The organism is Mycobacterium vicinigordonae (genome assembly GCF_013466425.1).
Lineage (GTDB): Bacteria > Actinomycetota > Actinomycetes > Mycobacteriales > Mycobacteriaceae > Mycobacterium > Mycobacterium vicinigordonae.
Window position 1 is genome coordinate 1,637,067 of record NZ_CP059165.1, and the last position, 16,692, is coordinate 1,653,758.

The following is a 16,692-nucleotide window of genomic DNA, read 5'->3' on the forward strand; positions in this document are numbered from 1 at the left end:
CGCAATGACGAACCGTCACACCGTGATTGCGTGCATGACCGTGGCCGCTGTGATCTATGGGGGAGCACCCGCGGCGAGGGCGGACGATGAAAGCTTCTTCGCTGCAGGCCGCGCCCTCGGGTACCAGTGGTCACTGGACACCATGATCGAAGCAGGTCGGTCGATCTGCGATTCCCTCTGGCGAGGCCGGAACATCGACGAAGTCACTTTCCATACGAAGCGATACGGGCTCGTGACGCCGCAGCAAGCCCATGATTTCGTCAAGCTTTCCGTAGACGAATACTGCCCCAACTTCCGTCAATTCGTCAGTCCTTAGCGGTTTGCCCACCCCCCGACCGATGGCGACTCCGCCCGTGCCGTCATCGGTCGGGCACTCGCGAGCTACGACAATCCGTGTTCTCGACCGCATCTCGTCCCACCGCTGGCGGCGATCCTCGCACAAACCCATAGCCACCTGATCGACTGATCTATCGCAGAACCCTCACTGGCATACGCTCCACCAAGGCCGGGGTTTGATCTCATCCCCCTGCGTGAGATCGTCGCCGACGACCCCACGATCGGAGGACACAGACTTGGTCCAGGCTGCGAATAGTGACACGACGCGGCTTAGCATTACGACCTGATGTCGCGCGCTCGTGCGCCAGTCGGTTTGGACGGCTTCGGCGATCCGGGGTTCACCGGACGGCTGACGACGCTCGTCGGATTCATCAATGGCCGGGGCGACATCACCTCGACGCACTGTCGCCCGTCGCCGACTTCGTCTGGTGGCCTTACGAAACAGCGCCCAGCAGTACACGAGATGCTTGACCTCGCGGGCCTGATCATCGCTCAGGGACGGGCGGGACTTCAGGGCGTTTAAACCGGACAAGACCGTGGAGTACATGCTCCCGGCGGTCGAAGGCGCAGCCAATCTGTCCGTTCGAACGACTTGCAATGAAGGGATCAACGTGACGGTCATGAGCCTGTCCAACCGGTTCCCGAGGTGATCGGCGCGCAACCCGGCGTCGTCTTGATCTCGCAATCAGGCCCCCTGAAGCACACGGCACCGACCTCGTTCGCCAGCGAGCCCAATCCTTAATGGAGCGAATGAATCTGCTCACCGTATCGGTTGGCTGCCGCAGGCGATTCGTTCGTGCGCCACTCCGTGTTTGCTAAATCAGCAGGTAGAGCGCAATGCAGTAGCCTTCGAACATACCGCGCAGTAGCCAAGGCGCATTTCGAAGTTCCATGAAGTAAAGGCATATTAATCGCACCTCAAAGACTGATGCGAGCCGAACTCACTCGTCGTCAATCGACTGGAGCACGTGTTTCATCACCTTTCCGGAGGCGTTTCGTGGCAACGACTCGTGAAACTGAACCCTTCGGGGAAGCTTGTAGCGCGCCAGCGATGCCGCCGCCCACGACCGTAGAGATTCGACATCCATGGGATGACCCCCCGCGCGAATCACGAGGTGTGCCACGGGTATCTCGCCCCACTGTTGGTCCTGGCGCCCTACGACGCTGACCTCGGCCACATCCGGGTGGCCCGCAAGGACGTTCTCAACCTCCACGCAGTAGATGTTCTCTCCGCCGGAGATGATCATGTCATTCACCCGATCCACGACGAAGATGTAACCGTCATCATCGACGCGAACGAGGTCGCCCGAGTGAAACCACCCGCCGCGGAAGGCTTCTGCCGTTGCCTCGGGATTGTTCCAGTACCAGAGCATCATCCCAGGGCCTCGGTAGACGATCTCACCGACGCCACCGGGCTCAACATCGCTGAGGTCCGGATTGACAACGCGGGTGTTCACCGACGACACCGGGCGTCCGACGGAACCAATCTTGCCGATCGCGTCCTCGCCTTCGAGAATACAAGTGATGGCCGTCATTTCGGTTTGACCGAAGGTGGCGATGTTAAGACAACGGGGCATGAGTTCGGCCATCTTCGCTAGCAGCGTGTCCGAAGCCGGGGCGGCGCCCCACATCGTGACTCGAAGGTTCGAGAGATCTCGGTGTGTGGTGCTCGGGTCGTCGCATACCGCCTGCCACTGCGCCGGGACCAAGAAGACAGTGCTCACCCGTTCGGCTTCGAGTAAGTCGAGCGTCCGCGTCGACGTAAAGGCACCTGTGGACATGATGACCGTGCAGGCTCCAAGGTACAGGGACCCCACGAGCGAACCGATGGCTCCGATGTGGAATAGCGGCGATGCAATGAGGTTGACCTCGTCGGGGCCGGTGAGTTGGCAGGCTCGCACGATCGTCACCGCCTGAGCATGAAGGTTCGCGTGGCACAATACAGCGCCCTTGGGGCGGCCCGTCGTGCCCGAGGTGTACATGATGAGAGCGGGCGTGTCTTCCGGCGTATCCGGCTGGAGATGTGGTTGACCCTCCTCGTCGATCAGGGAGCTGAAGGCCTCGTAGGGTTCGTCCGCTCCGTCGGCATTCACGAGACGTGGGAGCTTCTCCAGTTCCGCGAGTGCTGCGTCGACGGCCAGCCGGGCGAGGTCGTCCACCACAACCAGGCTGACCGCGGCGTCGCGAAGGATATAGGCGATCTCGGGGCCGGCCAGACGTAGATTCACCGGTACCGCAATGGCCCCGAGTCTGGTCGTCGCCAAGAGGGTCTCGATGAACTCAGGCCGATTCCCCACGATGATGGCAACACGGTCACCAGCTGTTACGCCGCGGTGCATCAACGCATCGGTGAGTCGGTTCACGCGATGCCGCAATTGCGACCACGTGATCGTGTTGCCCTCGTAACGTACCGCCGGTCGGCCCGGCAAGACGTCCGCGTGTCGTTCGAGTTGATTGTTCCAGTGGATTCGACGTGCGATCAGGGGTTGCTCTGGGTGCGTCGACAAGACGAAATCCGTTCCCGCAGTGGCCGAAAAGCATAGGAATGCGCCCGGCGGTGACGTCGACCATGCAATCGGTTCGTCGCCGCCGTGTGTGGGTTTGCTCAGGTGGCCTTGTTCAAACCACTGGTGTGGGATGCTCCCACATAGCGCTCGACCGCACGGTTGAACGCCGTCACGCGCACCTCTTGCTTGGAAATTAGCATGTGCTTGAGTCTGTCGCTGTGGAGACCACGCTGCACACCCGGCAGGTTGTCGAAATCCTGAACCAGCACCTTGCCGTAATTCACTTCACCCTCAGCCTTGACGACGTTCGGACGTGACTTAAATGGGCCGCGCTCGGGATGTGGCCACTCGTAGGTGCATACGTCAACCCAGCAACTGTCCGGATCGGTGGCATGCGGCCGCATGCGCAGCAGCAGAGTCGACATCGGGTTGATGTTCATTACTACACCGGGGAAAAGGAAGTAGTGCCAATCGTCGATCGCCTGGTTGGGCAACATGTCGTCGAGTGGTCGGCCGCGCGCCCCCGCCTCCTTCCGGACGTAGTCCATCAGCCACTCACGCACCGTCATCCCGTCTGCATCACGCATCGTCTCCGCGAGTTCTTCACTGCTGGGACGTAGGCCGGTGTGGAGTGGCGTATCGCCCGGATCGAGCTCGCGACCCTGGATCGCTCCACCGGTATCGGTGTACGAGTCGAGTATCGCCCTGATGTCGACCTCCTCGTATCGCATGCTAGGAACCCCGAACGGCGTGATCATTCGGCTGTGGTCGCCCATCACCTCGAAGGTCGTGTTCACGTCATCGAGCGACGGGAGGAGCTGCGGGTGGAGACCCATGGTGTGGTACGCCTCGAGGAAGGCCTCGATGGCTGTCTTCCAGTTGCACGAGAGCGGCTGAGTGACATTGGTGGTCGTCAACATGTTCTCGAAGTGATACGGCGCTAACTGGTCGACGATCGGGCCAAGGAAGTCGCGCAGCAAGACCGGCGACGTCGAATCGGGATTGAGGAACACGAAGCCCGCCCACGTATCGCACGGCACCTCGCCCAGTGAGAGGTCTTCGTCGTCGAGGCCAACGAAGCAGTGTCTATCGGGAATGTCCTTGAGGCTCCCGTCGATCTCCCACGCCCAGTGGTGGAATCGGCACTTCAGATCTTCGGTGACGCCGCAGCCGTTCCGCAGCATGTTGCCGCGGTGCAAACACACGTTGTTCAGCGCCTTGACGGAGCCATCGGCTTGACGCACGACCAAGAACTCCTGATCGGCGATGGTGTAAGTCAGGAAACTGCCCGCGTCGGGGATGTCGTCGGCGCGGCATACGTACTGCCACGTCTTCTTCCACACGCGCTCGATCTCGGCAGCCAACCACGTGGGGGAGATATATCGATCGGTCGAGATCTTGCCGTCCTCGTCGGGGAAGATGAGTTCCTCCGCGAACTGGGTTCCATCGGGGTAATTCATCCCATACCTGTGCAGGGCGTTCTCATGGTAGTAGTCGATGGACCCAACATAATCAGTCATATAACTGATTTTTGGCCACTGGGCTCTTCGTGTCAACACTCTCTTGAAAGGCGCGCTTGGAGCGGAAGATTTGTGCTGCCGCGACGTTCACCGGCGACACGTCGCGTCGACGCCAGCCGTCATCGTTGCGGCGCATACCTGCCAGCCGAGTTAGTGGCGCCGGAAACCGGATGCAATGAGTTTCGATTACTCCCCGAAGGAGTGGAGTGGCCCGAAGATCCTGGTGCTTCACGCAAGTCGACCGACAAACTCTGATATTCGTTGGTATTCGCGCTGTCGCGCAGTGCAGTAGTACATGCGCGGGGCTGGAAAGGCGGCGAAACGACCGGGTATATGCAGAAGGTCTTGCTTTGTTGGTGTGTGGCCATGGCCCGGATCTACGCATTGGCCTTGCGATCCCGTTGCGCACGCGCCTTTCCCGACAGCGGCGTGGACTTCGGCTGACCTGGCGGGTTCTACGCGGAGCGCTCCAGCCAGGTCAAGGTCGAAGCGATGCTATCGGGATGGACTGGCGTCTAGTTGTACTTGCCGTTCGCCGTCGTCCTGCAATTCAGATGTACCGCCACTCAAAATGTGTGGGCGACCTTGGCCGGGGCCGGTGGCACCATGCCCACCATCTTCATCGTGATCTCGACTGCGCTGGCGAGTGGCCGCGTTTCACGGCCAACCGCGGGGCCGACGCCACCCTGGTCATGCACGCATAGGACGTCCTGGCCGGCTACTACACGGTCTGGATGGTCTCGTATCCGGGTTGGAGCCGTCGCGCTACTGCCGCGCAAAGGCTCCTTCGTACGAAGCGGACTGCTTTGCATAGTGGGTGCCTCTCCGGTCTTCGACGTGTGGTAAGTGGTATTCATAAGGTTGCCTTCGAAATAGATCAAACCGTTAAGATGCCGATGCCGCCGCACGGAACTCGGCCTGGTTTGAGCTAGTCAGCGCTACGCCAACCTGACATCCGCTGATCACTGACGCACCGCTGGTGGCGCCGTGGGCAATCACTTCCACGCCCCTGTGGCGACCAGACCGATGGCTGAAGTCCTTGGTTCAGGTCCACTCAAGGTCGCGTGACCGGCTACACACATTGCCTTGACATATTCAGTTGCCCACATGATTATTGGGTGCATGGCCATGGACCAGCATGGAGAAGTATTCGAATCCATAGCAGCCAGCATGGAGGACGACGCCACGCAAACCTGTGGTCAATGCTTACGCTCGTGGATGGGCCTTCTGCCGCGAAGCCCTGCCTCGCTACCTGTCGTAGTCGGCTGAAGGAGCCCTGGCAAATGCGGATTGGAATCATCGGCGCGGGATACTGGAGTAGATATCACGCGCAGGGCTACGCCTTGCTGGACGATGCTCAGGTGGTCTCGGTGTGCGACTTGGACGCTGGCCGCGCAAAGGCATTCGCCGAAGACTTTGGCATCGATCGCATCTTCTACGATCCGTATCGACTCATCGAGGACGACGAACTCGATGTCGTCGACATCGTGGTGCCGCCGCCGACCCACTTGCGCCTGGCGACTGCAGCCATCGATGCCCGTAAGCACGTGTTGTGTGAGAAACCGATGGCGATGACCGCAGCCGAGGCCAACGAGATGGCCCAGGCGGCGATCACCTCCAACAAGCTGCACGCAATCGGTTTCCAACGCCGGTACGACCCGGCTCACCGCTGCCTGCGACAGCTGGTCCAAGACGGATACGTGGGCGAGACGCGATACGTCTCACTGACCGTCGCCACGCCTTGGTCAGCCGTCTATGACTCGTCGCCGACACATAGGTGGGTGCGAAGCCGATCGGCTGGTGGCGGGTTCATGTCGCAGGTGATGGTGCACTGGATCGATCTCGCGCGGTTTGTGTTCGGAGATTTGTACGACGTCAGCGGCACCTTCAGAACGGTGGGCACCGTTGCTGGAACGCCGCCAGAAGCAGCGCCCGACGCGGTCGACGACGTAGTGGTGGCTCATGCCAGCCTGCCCACCGGTGGTGTTGCCACGCTGTCCGGCACGTGGTCGGCTCACCATGCGACGGCCTTTCGGTGGGAGGTGTACGGCAGCGAAGGCACCCTTCGTCTCGATACGGGCTTCAAGCTCTATGGGGGCAAAGCGACCGACAGTGAGATGCATCGGATCGGCATTCCATCGACCCTGATGCCGGTCGTCGGTTCCGACTTGTTCGACATCGAGCACCGCAGTACTTTCCACGACGTCGACAGAGAGAATTTCACGTTATTCGGATGTTTGGCAAGGGATTTCGTAGATGCGATTGCAGATAGACCTACTCCACGCGCGTTCGCGACGTTCTCGGACGGCGCGCGCACACAGGAGATCATCGAATCGTGCGTCGGGACGTGGAAATGAAGATCGTCTTCGATCGTGACGCCTGTGAAGGCAACGCCGTCTGCATCGCGTTATCTCCCGACCTCTTCGGTCTCGACGACGAAGGTAAGGCAATCGTCCTGGTAGATGATGTCCCTGAGCAAAGCGAAGGCTTCGCAGCGGACGCCGTGTCCATGTGCCCCGTCGCCGCGTTGCGGCTGCAGAGTTGAAAGGATCGTAGGTTGACTGTCAACGAACAGCTGCGCCCCGAAACAGGTGACGCAGACTTCCTGCTGAACCCGGCCGGCGTACTGGGCGCGTTACGCGAGACGCACGGCCCTGTCGTCGCCGGAGTAGGTGAGAAGTTCGGCGAGGTCCAGCTGCCGGTAATGTTTGCCGCGCCACGGGATCGGGAGTCGTACCTGATCTTGTCCTATGCCGGCGTACTCGAGGCACTTCGTCATCCCAGCGTCTCCCACGATGTGTTCGCGCATACATCCGAGCGGGTGATGGGACGCGCGCTCATCGGTCAGGATGCGCCGGTACACACCATCTTGCGCCGCCTCCTCATGTCGGGCTTCACACCGACACAGGTCGACTGGTGGGAAAAGCGGGGGATCATCCCCGCGTTGACATCGACGCTCGATTCGCTGGTGGGCGTCGAGCGCTTTGACCTCGTCCACGACCTCGCCGCCGTTTACCCCTATCTAGTGATCACCAACATCCTCGGATTGCCCGACGACGAACGGGAATGGGCTACCAAGATGGTCCTGTCGATGATCGCGATCGCGAGCCGGCCAATAGAAGCCTTCGACGCCTCACACCGGCTGGCTGACTACTTCCGCATGCATATCGCGCGCAAACGCGCGGAGCCAAAAGAGGATTTCATCTCGACGCTCGTCAACGCGGAGTTGGAAGACGGTCGAAAGCTCACCGACGACGAGCTGGTGAACTTCCTGCGCCACTTACTGCTTGCCGGCATCGAAACGACATACAGCACCACTGGCTGCCTCATGCACCACCTGCTCGCCCTTCCCGAGCGATGGGAGAAGCTGAAGTCCGACCCGCAGAAGTACATTCCCGCCGCCATCGAGGAAACCCTGCGAACGGAACCCGCAGGCGCATACTTCCCGCGCATTACCCGGGAGGAGATCACGATCGAGGGTGTCACGATTCCCGCCGATACGTGGCTATTCGTGTCGCTCGTAACCGCCAATCGTGAACCCACGCGATGGGAGCGGCCCGATGAATTCGACTTAGACCGGCCGTCCAGGTCGCACCTGGCCTTCGCCGCGGGGCCGCATACGTGTATCGGGATGCACCTCGCCCGGCGCGAGCTGACGCTCTTCCTGCGAATGCTGATCGAGCGATTCCCAGTTCTAGCATTGGATCCGGACACTGAATTGGTGCCCATCACCGGTATCGTGGGCCGTCATCCGGATTCCCTGAAGGTGGTAAAGCCCGTAGGTATTGGGCACGGCAGCATGGCGCCTGGGCGTCGTCATCGCGCGAATTAGTCGGATGACGTATTATCTTCGGCAGGTTGCAAAGCGCTGCATGTCAGTGCAATTCGTGAATCCAGGCTACGGGACTACGTTTCTGATCGATATGGGTCTCGGAGCGGCGCAGGTGTGACTGGCGGGATGCGCCTGGTCCGACCAAACAAATTTGACGAAAGGTAGTTGTGTTATGGCGAGACACGTCCTGTTGGTCTATTCGGAGCCGGTACCCGGGCAGGAAGATGAGTACAACGAGTGGTATGACGGTCTGCACCTGGACGAGCTGCTGCAGTTCGATGGAATCGTGTCGGCCGAGCGCTTCGATTTCCTTGCCCACGAGGACTTTCCGAAGCCGGAACGAAGCCGTCTCGCGATCTACGATGTCGAGACCGACAACCCTCACGACTTCCTCCGACGTCTTCTGGGCGCTACCGAGTCGATGACGGTGAGTCCCAGCATCGACATCAAATCCGTTCGTCTGTACGCATTCGAGTCTCGGCAGCCGCACCGCAACACTAGCCAATGACGGATCGCGACGTCGACGTCGTCGTCATCGGTTCCGGAGCTGCTGGACTGACAGCCGCGCTGACCGCTCGCGAGGCGGGTTGCTCGGTGGTGGTCGCCGAGTCCGAACAGGTGGTAGGGGGTAGTTCGCGGCTGTCCGAGGGCATCATCATGGCCGCAGGCACTGAGTTCCAGAAGGACCAGGGAATCGTCGACACGCCCGATGACCTCTATGACGAGTATCTCCTGCTGAATCAGTTCGTGGTCCAGCCGGGAATCGTCCGCCGGCTCGCCGATGAGTCAGCGGCTGCGGTCCACTGGCTGAGCGAACTCGGCGTTCGTTACCTGCCCTGGGTCATGCTCGGTGGAGAGGAGCGCAATCCCCGTTCGCACGTCCCGGCCGGACGGGGTCAGCGCGTGATGGACGCGCTGGAGCGTCACTGTCGAGCACGTGGGATTGAGATCGCATTGGGTCGCCGGATCGATCGCCTACTCGTGACAGATGGACGCGTGACCGGAGTGGCATCCGGCGATGACGAACTGCGGTCGGGCGCAGTGATCATCGCGACAGGCGGGATCGGCGCCAGCCCCGAGCTGCTCGGCAAGCACGTCCCCAGCCTCAACCAGGCCGATAGATGGTACTTCTACGTCGGGGCGGACGGATCGCGTGGAGACGGACTCGGTCTTGGTGCCCAAGTGGGCGCCGACACTGTCGGTCACGATCGTGCCGTGGCACTGGTGTCGCCGAAGCTGACGACGAAGGAATTCGACGGATACCTGCCCGGATGGATGCTCTTGCTCGATGGCGCGGGTCACCGATTGTGTGCGGAGACAGCCCCTTACGGGGTGTTGTCGGGTCTTGTCGGAGACAACGGTGGACACGCGTTCGGGTTCTTCGACAGCGCGATTCTCGAGGAGAACGGGACCGCCAGCCTGCCAACACTAAAGGTCGAATACCCGCCGGGGAAGCCGGCTCCAGCACATGTGTGGACCACCGAAAACATCAAGCGGATGATCGACTCCGGCTCCGTACGACAAGCTGCGACGGTCCAGGAGCTCGCGCGAGATCTCGGATTGTCGCCTCATGCGGTCGGGGGAGCAGTCGAGCGCTACAACGGCTTTGCCGAGCAAGCCCGTGACGGCGACTTCCTCAAGGCCCCGAAATTCCTTCGCAGGATCGGCAAAGCACCGTTCTACGGTGTGGAGCTTCGCGCCGCAGCCCTGGGCCTCACGTGCTATGGCCTGCGCATCGACGCCGAGGCGCGCGTGATGGACCGCTCCAACCGCGACATTCCTGGTCTGTTTGCTGCGGGCGAATGCGTGGGCGGCGTGCTTGGGCCGCGCTACATGGGCAGTGGTAACAGCTGGACCAACTGCGTGGTCTTCGGTCGAGCAGCCGGGCGCAGCGCTGCCCTCGTTGCAAACTGACATCCGCTGGATCCACGTTCGCAAGCCAGAGACCTGGCAGGCGAATATCGTTGGCGTCCAGGATCATTCGTTATCCCCCCAGGCGGATGTTGCAAAAGTCCGTCGGCGGGCTTCGATGTTCGTCGGAGCCAACCTCGTGTTGGCGCATCCTGCCTTGGTCTGGGCGGGCTACCGCGTCGTGGATCAGGGCCAGCGACGCACCCATCGAGGAACCAAGGCTTGTCTATCGATAATCAGTTGGCTAACCTATTTTCTGTGTCGATCGGTGATGTCGAATTTCCATGGGGTACTGAGTGCATTCAATCCGAGGTGCGTGGCTACCCCTGTCGGATGTTGACGCCGCGTCGGTCGAGCGTTTCAGAGCTCCTCCTTGACGGCGAACGTTGGGCCGACCGGGATCTGCTCGTTCGGGGTGACACCCGAGTCAGCTTCCGCGATCACGAGGCGGGCGTCCATGCGATCGCCGCCGTGCTGGCCGACAAGGGCGTGGGCCACAACGATCGCGTCATGATGCTTTCCGGCAATCATCCGGAGACGGTGGCCTGCTGGTGGGCGGTGCTGCAGCTCGGCGGTGTGGTCGTCATGGGCAACGGGTGGTGGAGCGAGGCGGAAGTGCGCGCGGCGATCGAGGAAGTGGGGCCGGCCCTCGTGATCGCCGACAGTCGTCGCGCAGAACGCGTGCCCGAAGGCGTTGCGCTCGAACCGATGGAACAATTTGCGAAACTCTTGACCGGCGGTGTGCATCAAGAACCGCTCTCGTTGCCAAGTGTTGACGAGGACGACCCTGCGGTGATCATCTTCACCTCGGGCACCACCTGCGCGCCCAAGGGCGTCCTGTTATCTCACCGTTCGATCGTCGGCAACATCCACAACATTCTGCTGGCCAGTCGTCGGCTACCTCAGCAGCTGCGAGACGACGCGCGCCCCGACATCACGATGCTTGCGGTGCCGCTGTTCCATCTCTCCGGTATCCAGACCATGTTGCTGATGATGGTGACGGGAGGCCGCATGGTTTTTCGATCCGACGGACGTTTCGATCCGGCCGAGATACTTGAGGCCATCGAGCGCGAGAAGGTGACGTCGCTCGGATTGGTCCCGACCATGCTGACCCGCGTCCTCGATCACCCCGACTTCGAGCGAAGGGATACGTCGAGCATCAAATCGGTTGGTACAGGCGGAATGCCGGTACCTCCATCGCTGTCGCCTCGCCTGCGCGCCGCTTTCCCGCAAGCTTCGCGGCGGCTAAATCAGATCTACGGCCTCAGCGAATCCGGCGGCGTGTTGACCATGATCGCCGGCGATGCATATGCCGAGCGTCCTTGGTCGTCGGGTGTTCCACATCCCGTCGTAGAGTTGAGGATTGCCAATCCAGACGCCGACGGTGTTGGCGAGGTAATGGCGCGAACGCCGACCAACATGATCGGCTACCTCAACCGCCCGGATGACGAGACGGTGACTGCAGACGGCTGGCTGCACACCGGTGATCTGGGTCGAATCCGCGAGGGACATCTGGAGATGGTGGGTCGTTCGAAGGACATCATCATCCGCGCGGGCGAGAACGTTGCGGCCCCTCAAGTCGAAGCCCGCCTGCTCGAGCACCCAGCCGTTGCGGAGGTCGCGGTCGTGGGGCTGCCGCACGAGGACCTCGGTGAGGCGGTGGCCGCCGTCGTTCGCCTCCGCGAGGGCATGTCGGCGACCACCGAGGAACTCGAGGATCACACCCGAAAGTCCGTTGCCTCGTTCGCAGTTCCCTCGCGGTGGTGGTTCCGTCCTGAACCGCTGCCGACGAATGCTTCCGGTAAGCCCGTTAAAGCGGCACTGGTCCGGGCTTGGCCCACCGAGTCAGCCGTCTCATGACTTCGCGGGTCCGTGAGGTCGAGTGCGCGTCGTCTTCTCAATAGAAGGAGTGTCCATGTCGGAATCATCAAGCAGCCCAGACACACAGGAGCTGCTGGGCATATATGAAACCGCCCACACGATCAGACTCGTCGATCAGACGTTGCGAAATCTTCTCGACCAGGCCAAGTTCCGGGGTGTGCTCTATCCGGTTCGGGGCCAGGAGGTGGTGGCCGCGTGCATCGGATCGACACTGCGCTCGGACGACCAAGTCGTGACAACCTATCGCGGGATGCACGACCAGATTGCCAAGGGCGTTCCGCTCGACGAATTGCTGGCCGAGCTTTACGGCAAGGCCACCGGGTGCTGCAAAGGCAAGGGCGGCCCGATGCACATCACTGACGCCGATGCGGGCGTGATGGTAACCACGGGCATCGTCGGGGCCGGTCTGCCGATCGCGACGGGATTGGCGCTCGCCGCCAAGATGCAGGGCAGCGACCGCGTATGCGTCGTGAACTTCGGAGATGGTGCGACGAACATCGGAGCATTTCACGAGGCGATGAACTTGGCAGCGGTGTGGGACCTTCCCGTGATCTTCGTGTGTCAGAACAACGAGTACGCCGAGTACACTCATCGCCTCGAGACGCAGCGCGGCGAGATTTTCGAACGCGCCGCGGCCTACGGAATGCCGGGAGTCGTCGCGAGTGATGATGATCCACGCGGCATGGTCCGCGCCTCCGAGGCGGCTGTCGCGCGGGCGCGCGCAGGGGAGGGACCGACCCTCCTCGAGTGCCGGACCTTCCGGTACATGGGTCACATCTACGGTGAACCGCAGGCCTACATGGACAAGGAAGAACTGGCCAGACGGATGGCCAACGACCCCGTCGATGCGCTTCGCAACACGCTGGTTTCGGAAGGCGTCGGCGATGCCGTCAACGAGCGGGAGAAGTCCGTCCGCGCGGCAGTGGACGCGGCCGTGACCTATGCGATCGATTCCCCACTGCCAGAGGAGAGGGAATTGATGACCGACATCTACGCCGGACCGGTTGTCACATCATGACCGCAGAAACAGCCGTCGACAGTCCTCCTGTGACGACCCTGAGAATGGTCAAGGCCATCAACCACACGCTCGACCTTCTGCTCGAGCGGGATGAGCGCGTATTCCTGCTGGGAGAAGACATCGTTGATCCCGGCGGCGGGGCGATGCAGGCGACCGCCGGACTATCGACGAAATACGGCACCCAGCGCATTCGAGAAACGCCCATCTCCGAACAGGCGATCATCGGCGCGGCAACCGGCGCCGCGCTGGCCGGAATGCGGCCGATCGCGGAGATCATGATCATGGACTTCTACGCGGTATGCCTGGACCAACTGGTCAATCATGCTGCGAAGCTGAACTACATGTCGGGCGGACGGACGCCGGTGCCGCTCACCGTCCGGGGTACCGCCACCGGCGGCCTGCAGTTTGGTGCCCAGCATTCGCAGATGCTGGAGACATGGATGGTGCACACTCCGGGTCTCAAGGTCGTCGTACCAAGCACGCCAGCCGACGCCAAGGGTCTGCTCGCGTCATGCGTGGCTGACGACAATCCGTGCGTGTTCGTAGAGATGGCCTCGCTGTACTCGCGCAAAGGTGACGTGCCCCTCGACTATTACGAGATTCCGCTTGGCGTCGCCGACGTGAAGCGTAATGGTTCGGACGTCACGGTGGTCACGTACGGTCGGCAGGTTCACGATGCGCTGAAGGCCGCCGAGGCGCTCGCGGGCGAGATCGACATCGAAGTCGTGGACCTTCGTACGCTTGAGCCGCTAGACGAGGCAACGGTATTGGAGTCGGTGGCCAAGACGCGCCGCGCGGTAATCGTTCATCAAGCCGTCGAACGGAGCGGCTTCGGTGCGGAACTAGCAGCACAGCTACAGCTCGAACTGTGGGGGCAGTTGGAGAGCCCGGTCCTTCGGGTTGCGGGAAAGAACGCACCGATTCCGTACGCGGCGAACCTCGAACGGCTGCACATGCCGTCGGTCGAAGATGTCGTCAACGCGTGTCGCCGCGCTTGCAAGGAGGCAAGCAATGTCTGAGCCAATTCTCGTCCCCAGGTTGGGGCTGACCGTCGAAGAGGTGACGATCGTCGAGTGGCAAGTGTCGGACGGTGACGTCGTCACTGAGGGCGACGTGATCGTCACGGTCGCGACGGACAAGGTCGAAACCGAGATCACTGCCCCGAATTCGGGGAAGATCACTATCGAAGCTAAACCGGACGACGTCTGCGAAGTCGGTACGGCTATCGGGACGATCACCGAATGAGTCCCCTTGTGGGTCCGCTCGACCAAGCGACAGTCAAGCGCGAAAGGTAGTCATAGTGGACTATTCGAAGATCGATCTCCGCGACCGCCTCGATCTGCTCGATCTGCCGCGCAAGGCATCCGACGCGGTCACCAGACGAGACGTGGATCAGTACGTCTCGACCTACACCGAGGACGCACAGTGGGATCCCCAACCCCTCTTCCACGTGTGCAACGGACGCGACGAGATTCGCGTGGGCTTCCTTGCAGCGCACGAGACGCTGGAGTGGGCTGCGCAGATCACCTGGATGACGCTCATCGAGGCGTACGACGGGTCGACCGCCAAAACACGGTCGTACATCGGGGAGTGGGGGAAGCCCAAAGGCGGAGAGCCGGCCGGCTGCGGGATCGGCATGTATACGGATATCTGTGTCAAGCAGGATGGGGTTTGGCTCGTGCAACACCACGACCTCACCTCGATCTACTTCGGTGCCCCCGATTGGAACACACCGTTTGCACCTCCAACCTGGCCGCCGCCAGGTATGACGCTTTAACTCGCGAATGATGTTCTCACCCAATCGAGATCCATCACGTCGCGGGCGCCACGACGTTCTGACGTCGATGCTGCTCCTCACAGCCGGAGCGTCACACCTCCATGGGACGGCCAGTACGCCGCCGAGCCTGCCCGATTCGATAAGCCCACCCCGATACGACCATCGCCACGTGGACCGCCGTGGTCCATCCGTCCGGCGGTCAGACATTAGGACCCTATCGTGACCGACCTGCACTGGGCCTCAATTTGGGAGACAGTGGCCGATGCCGTACCCAGCCATCCCGCCATCATTCAGGGTGGTATCGCAATTTCCTTCGGAGACTACGAACACCGCGCAAGTTGCTTTGCACAAGCCCTGCACGATCTGGAAACGAGTGTCGGAGACGCGATTGCGATCTGCCTGCCCAATTGCCCCGAATACGCTGAAGCGCAATTTGCGGCATTGAAGAACCGTCAGCTCGTGGTAAACACCAACTACCGCTACAAGTGTGCCGAACTCACCGCGCTACTCGCATCCAGTGGCGCCAAGGTTCTGCTCTACCACGCCGATAATGAGGCTGTCATCAGCGAACTCGACCGCACGCAGATCCCCGAACTCGCGCATGTCATCAGGGTCGGTGGCGGCGGTCGGCCGGGAGACGTGGCGCTGAGCTACGACGATTTGATCGATGCGAGCCCGCCCGCCAAGCGCATTTTCCGCAGCTCCTCAGACCCATATGTGTTCTACACCGGCGGCACGACGGGCGTGCCCAAGGGAGTGGTGTACCCGATTGGCGAACACGTCGGACAGTTCCTCGTGAATACGCCGACGACGTTCGGATTTGCCGCAACCGATGGACCCGAGGACTGTGCGCGACGCGCGAAGGAACTAGTGCAGGAAGGCGCCAGCCCCTCGGCACTGCCGGTGGCCAGCTTGATGCACGGAACTGGGAACTGGGGTGGACTGATGGGGCCCCACCTGTTCGGGGGAACCTCGGTGTTCCTATCGAATCGCTCGTTCGCCGCGCTGGAGATGTGGGATGCGATCAAGGCCAACGAAGTCACAGTCGCGGTCATCGTCGGAGATGCGATGGCGCTCCCGGCGATTCGGGCTCTCGACCAGCGTGCTGCCGAGGGCGCACCGGTCAGGGCACGCTCCCTTGGGTTGGTCCTCTCATCGGGTGCTGCGTTCTCTCGTCACCTGAAAGTCGCCCTGCTCGAGCATCTTCCGCACATCCGGATCATCGATGCGATCGGATCGACGGAGGGCGTGATGGGGATGTCGGTGTCGACGGCTGACTCCGTGGCCGAGACCGGCGTGTTCGTACCCCTGCCGGGCACCAAGGTATTCACCGGGAACGGTCACGAGGTGCTTCCAGGATCGGGATTGATCGGCTCGATCGCCGTCGGTAGTGCCGCGATACCCAGCGAGTATCGCGGGGACCCATCCAAGTCTGCATGCACCTTTCGTAGCGTGAATGGCCGCCGTTACTCGTTCCCGGGTGATTTGGCCACGGTTGAGGCGAACGGCTCAATCCGCTTGCTGGGCAGAGGATCCCAAATAATCAACAGCGGTGGTGAGAAAGTCTTCGCCGAAGAAGTCGAGATGATGCTGAAGTCGTTGCCGCACATCGACGACGCCGTGGTCGTCGGGATTCCCCACGAACGATTCGGCCAGGCCGTAGCCGCGGTGCTTACGCCAAGTGATGGACACGTGATCGACTTCGACAAAGTCATCAAGGATGCCACACCGCTGATCGCTGACTATAAGCTCCCGCGTGCGTTCGCCGTCGCGGAGGTGGCGCCGCGGTCCGTGACGGGCAAGCCGGATTACGCCAAAGCCCGCGACATCCTCACCCAATCTGCTGCGCGTGTCGTCGGGTCGCTAGGGGCATAGCCGGGTCCGATCGTGCCGGCAGGCAGTACCAATCG

14 protein-coding genes are annotated in these 16,692 nt (G+C 61.6%); 12 read left to right on the forward strand and 2 right to left on the reverse strand.

Annotation, left to right across the window (positions count from 1 at the left end; genetic code table 11):
- Positions 1-4: 4 nt before the first annotated feature.
- Entirely contained in the window at positions 5-316 is a 312-nt protein-coding gene (locus tag H0P51_RS07300) for a DUF732 domain-containing protein (protein ID WP_180917297.1), read from the forward strand.
- Between the two features lie 961 nt (positions 317-1,277).
- Here the strand turns inward: H0P51_RS07300 and H0P51_RS07305 are convergent.
- Both H0P51_RS07305 and H0P51_RS07310 read right to left on the reverse strand, forming a co-directional pair.
- The gene (locus H0P51_RS07305) at positions 1,278-2,843 is read right to left on the reverse strand and encodes an AMP-binding protein (protein ID WP_180917298.1); all 1,566 of its coding nucleotides are present in this window, start codon (positions 2,841-2,843) and stop codon (positions 1,278-1,280) included.
- Between the two features lie 98 nt (positions 2,844-2,941).
- Positions 2,942-4,363: an aromatic ring-hydroxylating oxygenase subunit alpha gene (locus H0P51_RS07310; protein WP_180917299.1), complete on the reverse strand. Its 1,422-nt coding sequence runs from the start codon at positions 4,361-4,363 to the stop codon at positions 2,942-2,944.
- Between the two features lie 1,283 nt (positions 4,364-5,646).
- On the opposite strand from H0P51_RS07310, the gene H0P51_RS07315 reads away from it, so the two are divergent.
- From H0P51_RS07315 to H0P51_RS07365, 11 genes are all read left to right on the forward strand, one after another.
- Positions 5,647-6,720, forward strand: a complete 1,074-nt coding sequence (locus H0P51_RS07315; RefSeq protein WP_180917300.1) for a Gfo/Idh/MocA family protein — start codon at positions 5,647-5,649, stop codon at positions 6,718-6,720.
- Positions 6,717-6,908 (forward strand): ferredoxin, encoded by a 192-nt coding sequence (locus tag H0P51_RS07320; RefSeq protein WP_180917301.1) that lies wholly within the window; start codon positions 6,717-6,719, stop codon positions 6,906-6,908. The genes H0P51_RS07315 and H0P51_RS07320 overlap by 4 nt, the downstream gene beginning before the upstream one ends.
- 12 nt (positions 6,909-6,920) lie before the next feature.
- On the forward strand, positions 6,921-8,195 hold the full coding sequence (locus H0P51_RS07325; RefSeq protein WP_180917302.1) for a cytochrome P450: 1,275 nt from the start codon (positions 6,921-6,923) through the stop codon (positions 8,193-8,195).
- Positions 8,196-8,367: 172 nt separating this feature from the next.
- Positions 8,368-8,703, forward strand: coding sequence for a hypothetical protein (locus tag H0P51_RS07330; protein ID WP_180917303.1), 336 nt, complete (start codon positions 8,368-8,370; stop codon positions 8,701-8,703).
- The gene (locus H0P51_RS07335) at positions 8,700-10,109 is read left to right on the forward strand and encodes an FAD-dependent oxidoreductase (RefSeq protein WP_180917304.1); all 1,410 of its coding nucleotides are present in this window, start codon (positions 8,700-8,702) and stop codon (positions 10,107-10,109) included. The genes H0P51_RS07330 and H0P51_RS07335 overlap by 4 nt, the downstream gene beginning before the upstream one ends.
- Before the next feature lie 330 nt (positions 10,110-10,439).
- Positions 10,440-11,966 carry a class I adenylate-forming enzyme family protein gene (locus tag H0P51_RS07340; RefSeq protein ID WP_180917305.1) on the forward strand — a complete coding sequence of 509 codons (1,527 nt, stop codon included), beginning with the start codon at positions 10,440-10,442 and terminating at the stop codon, positions 11,964-11,966.
- Positions 11,967-12,021: 55 nt separating this feature from the next.
- A complete protein-coding gene (locus tag H0P51_RS07345; protein ID WP_180917306.1) occupies positions 12,022-13,005 on the forward strand; it encodes a thiamine pyrophosphate-dependent dehydrogenase E1 component subunit alpha in 984 nt (327 codons plus the stop codon).
- Between the two features lie 44 nt (positions 13,006-13,049).
- A complete protein-coding gene (locus tag H0P51_RS07350) occupies positions 13,050-14,024 on the forward strand; it encodes an alpha-ketoacid dehydrogenase subunit beta (RefSeq protein ID WP_425489027.1) in 975 nt (324 codons plus the stop codon).
- A complete protein-coding gene (locus H0P51_RS07355; protein ID WP_180917308.1) occupies positions 14,017-14,250 on the forward strand; it encodes a biotin/lipoyl-containing protein in 234 nt (77 codons plus the stop codon). The genes H0P51_RS07350 and H0P51_RS07355 overlap by 8 nt, the downstream gene beginning before the upstream one ends.
- 55 nt (positions 14,251-14,305) lie before the next feature.
- Positions 14,306-14,782 carry a YybH family protein gene (locus H0P51_RS07360; protein WP_180917309.1) on the forward strand — a complete coding sequence of 159 codons (477 nt, stop codon included), beginning with the start codon at positions 14,306-14,308 and terminating at the stop codon, positions 14,780-14,782.
- A gap of 219 nt (positions 14,783-15,001) precedes the next feature.
- Positions 15,002-16,657 carry an AMP-binding protein gene (locus H0P51_RS07365; protein WP_180917310.1) on the forward strand — a complete coding sequence of 552 codons (1,656 nt, stop codon included), beginning with the start codon at positions 15,002-15,004 and terminating at the stop codon, positions 16,655-16,657.
- Positions 16,658-16,692: the final 35 nt, after the last annotated feature.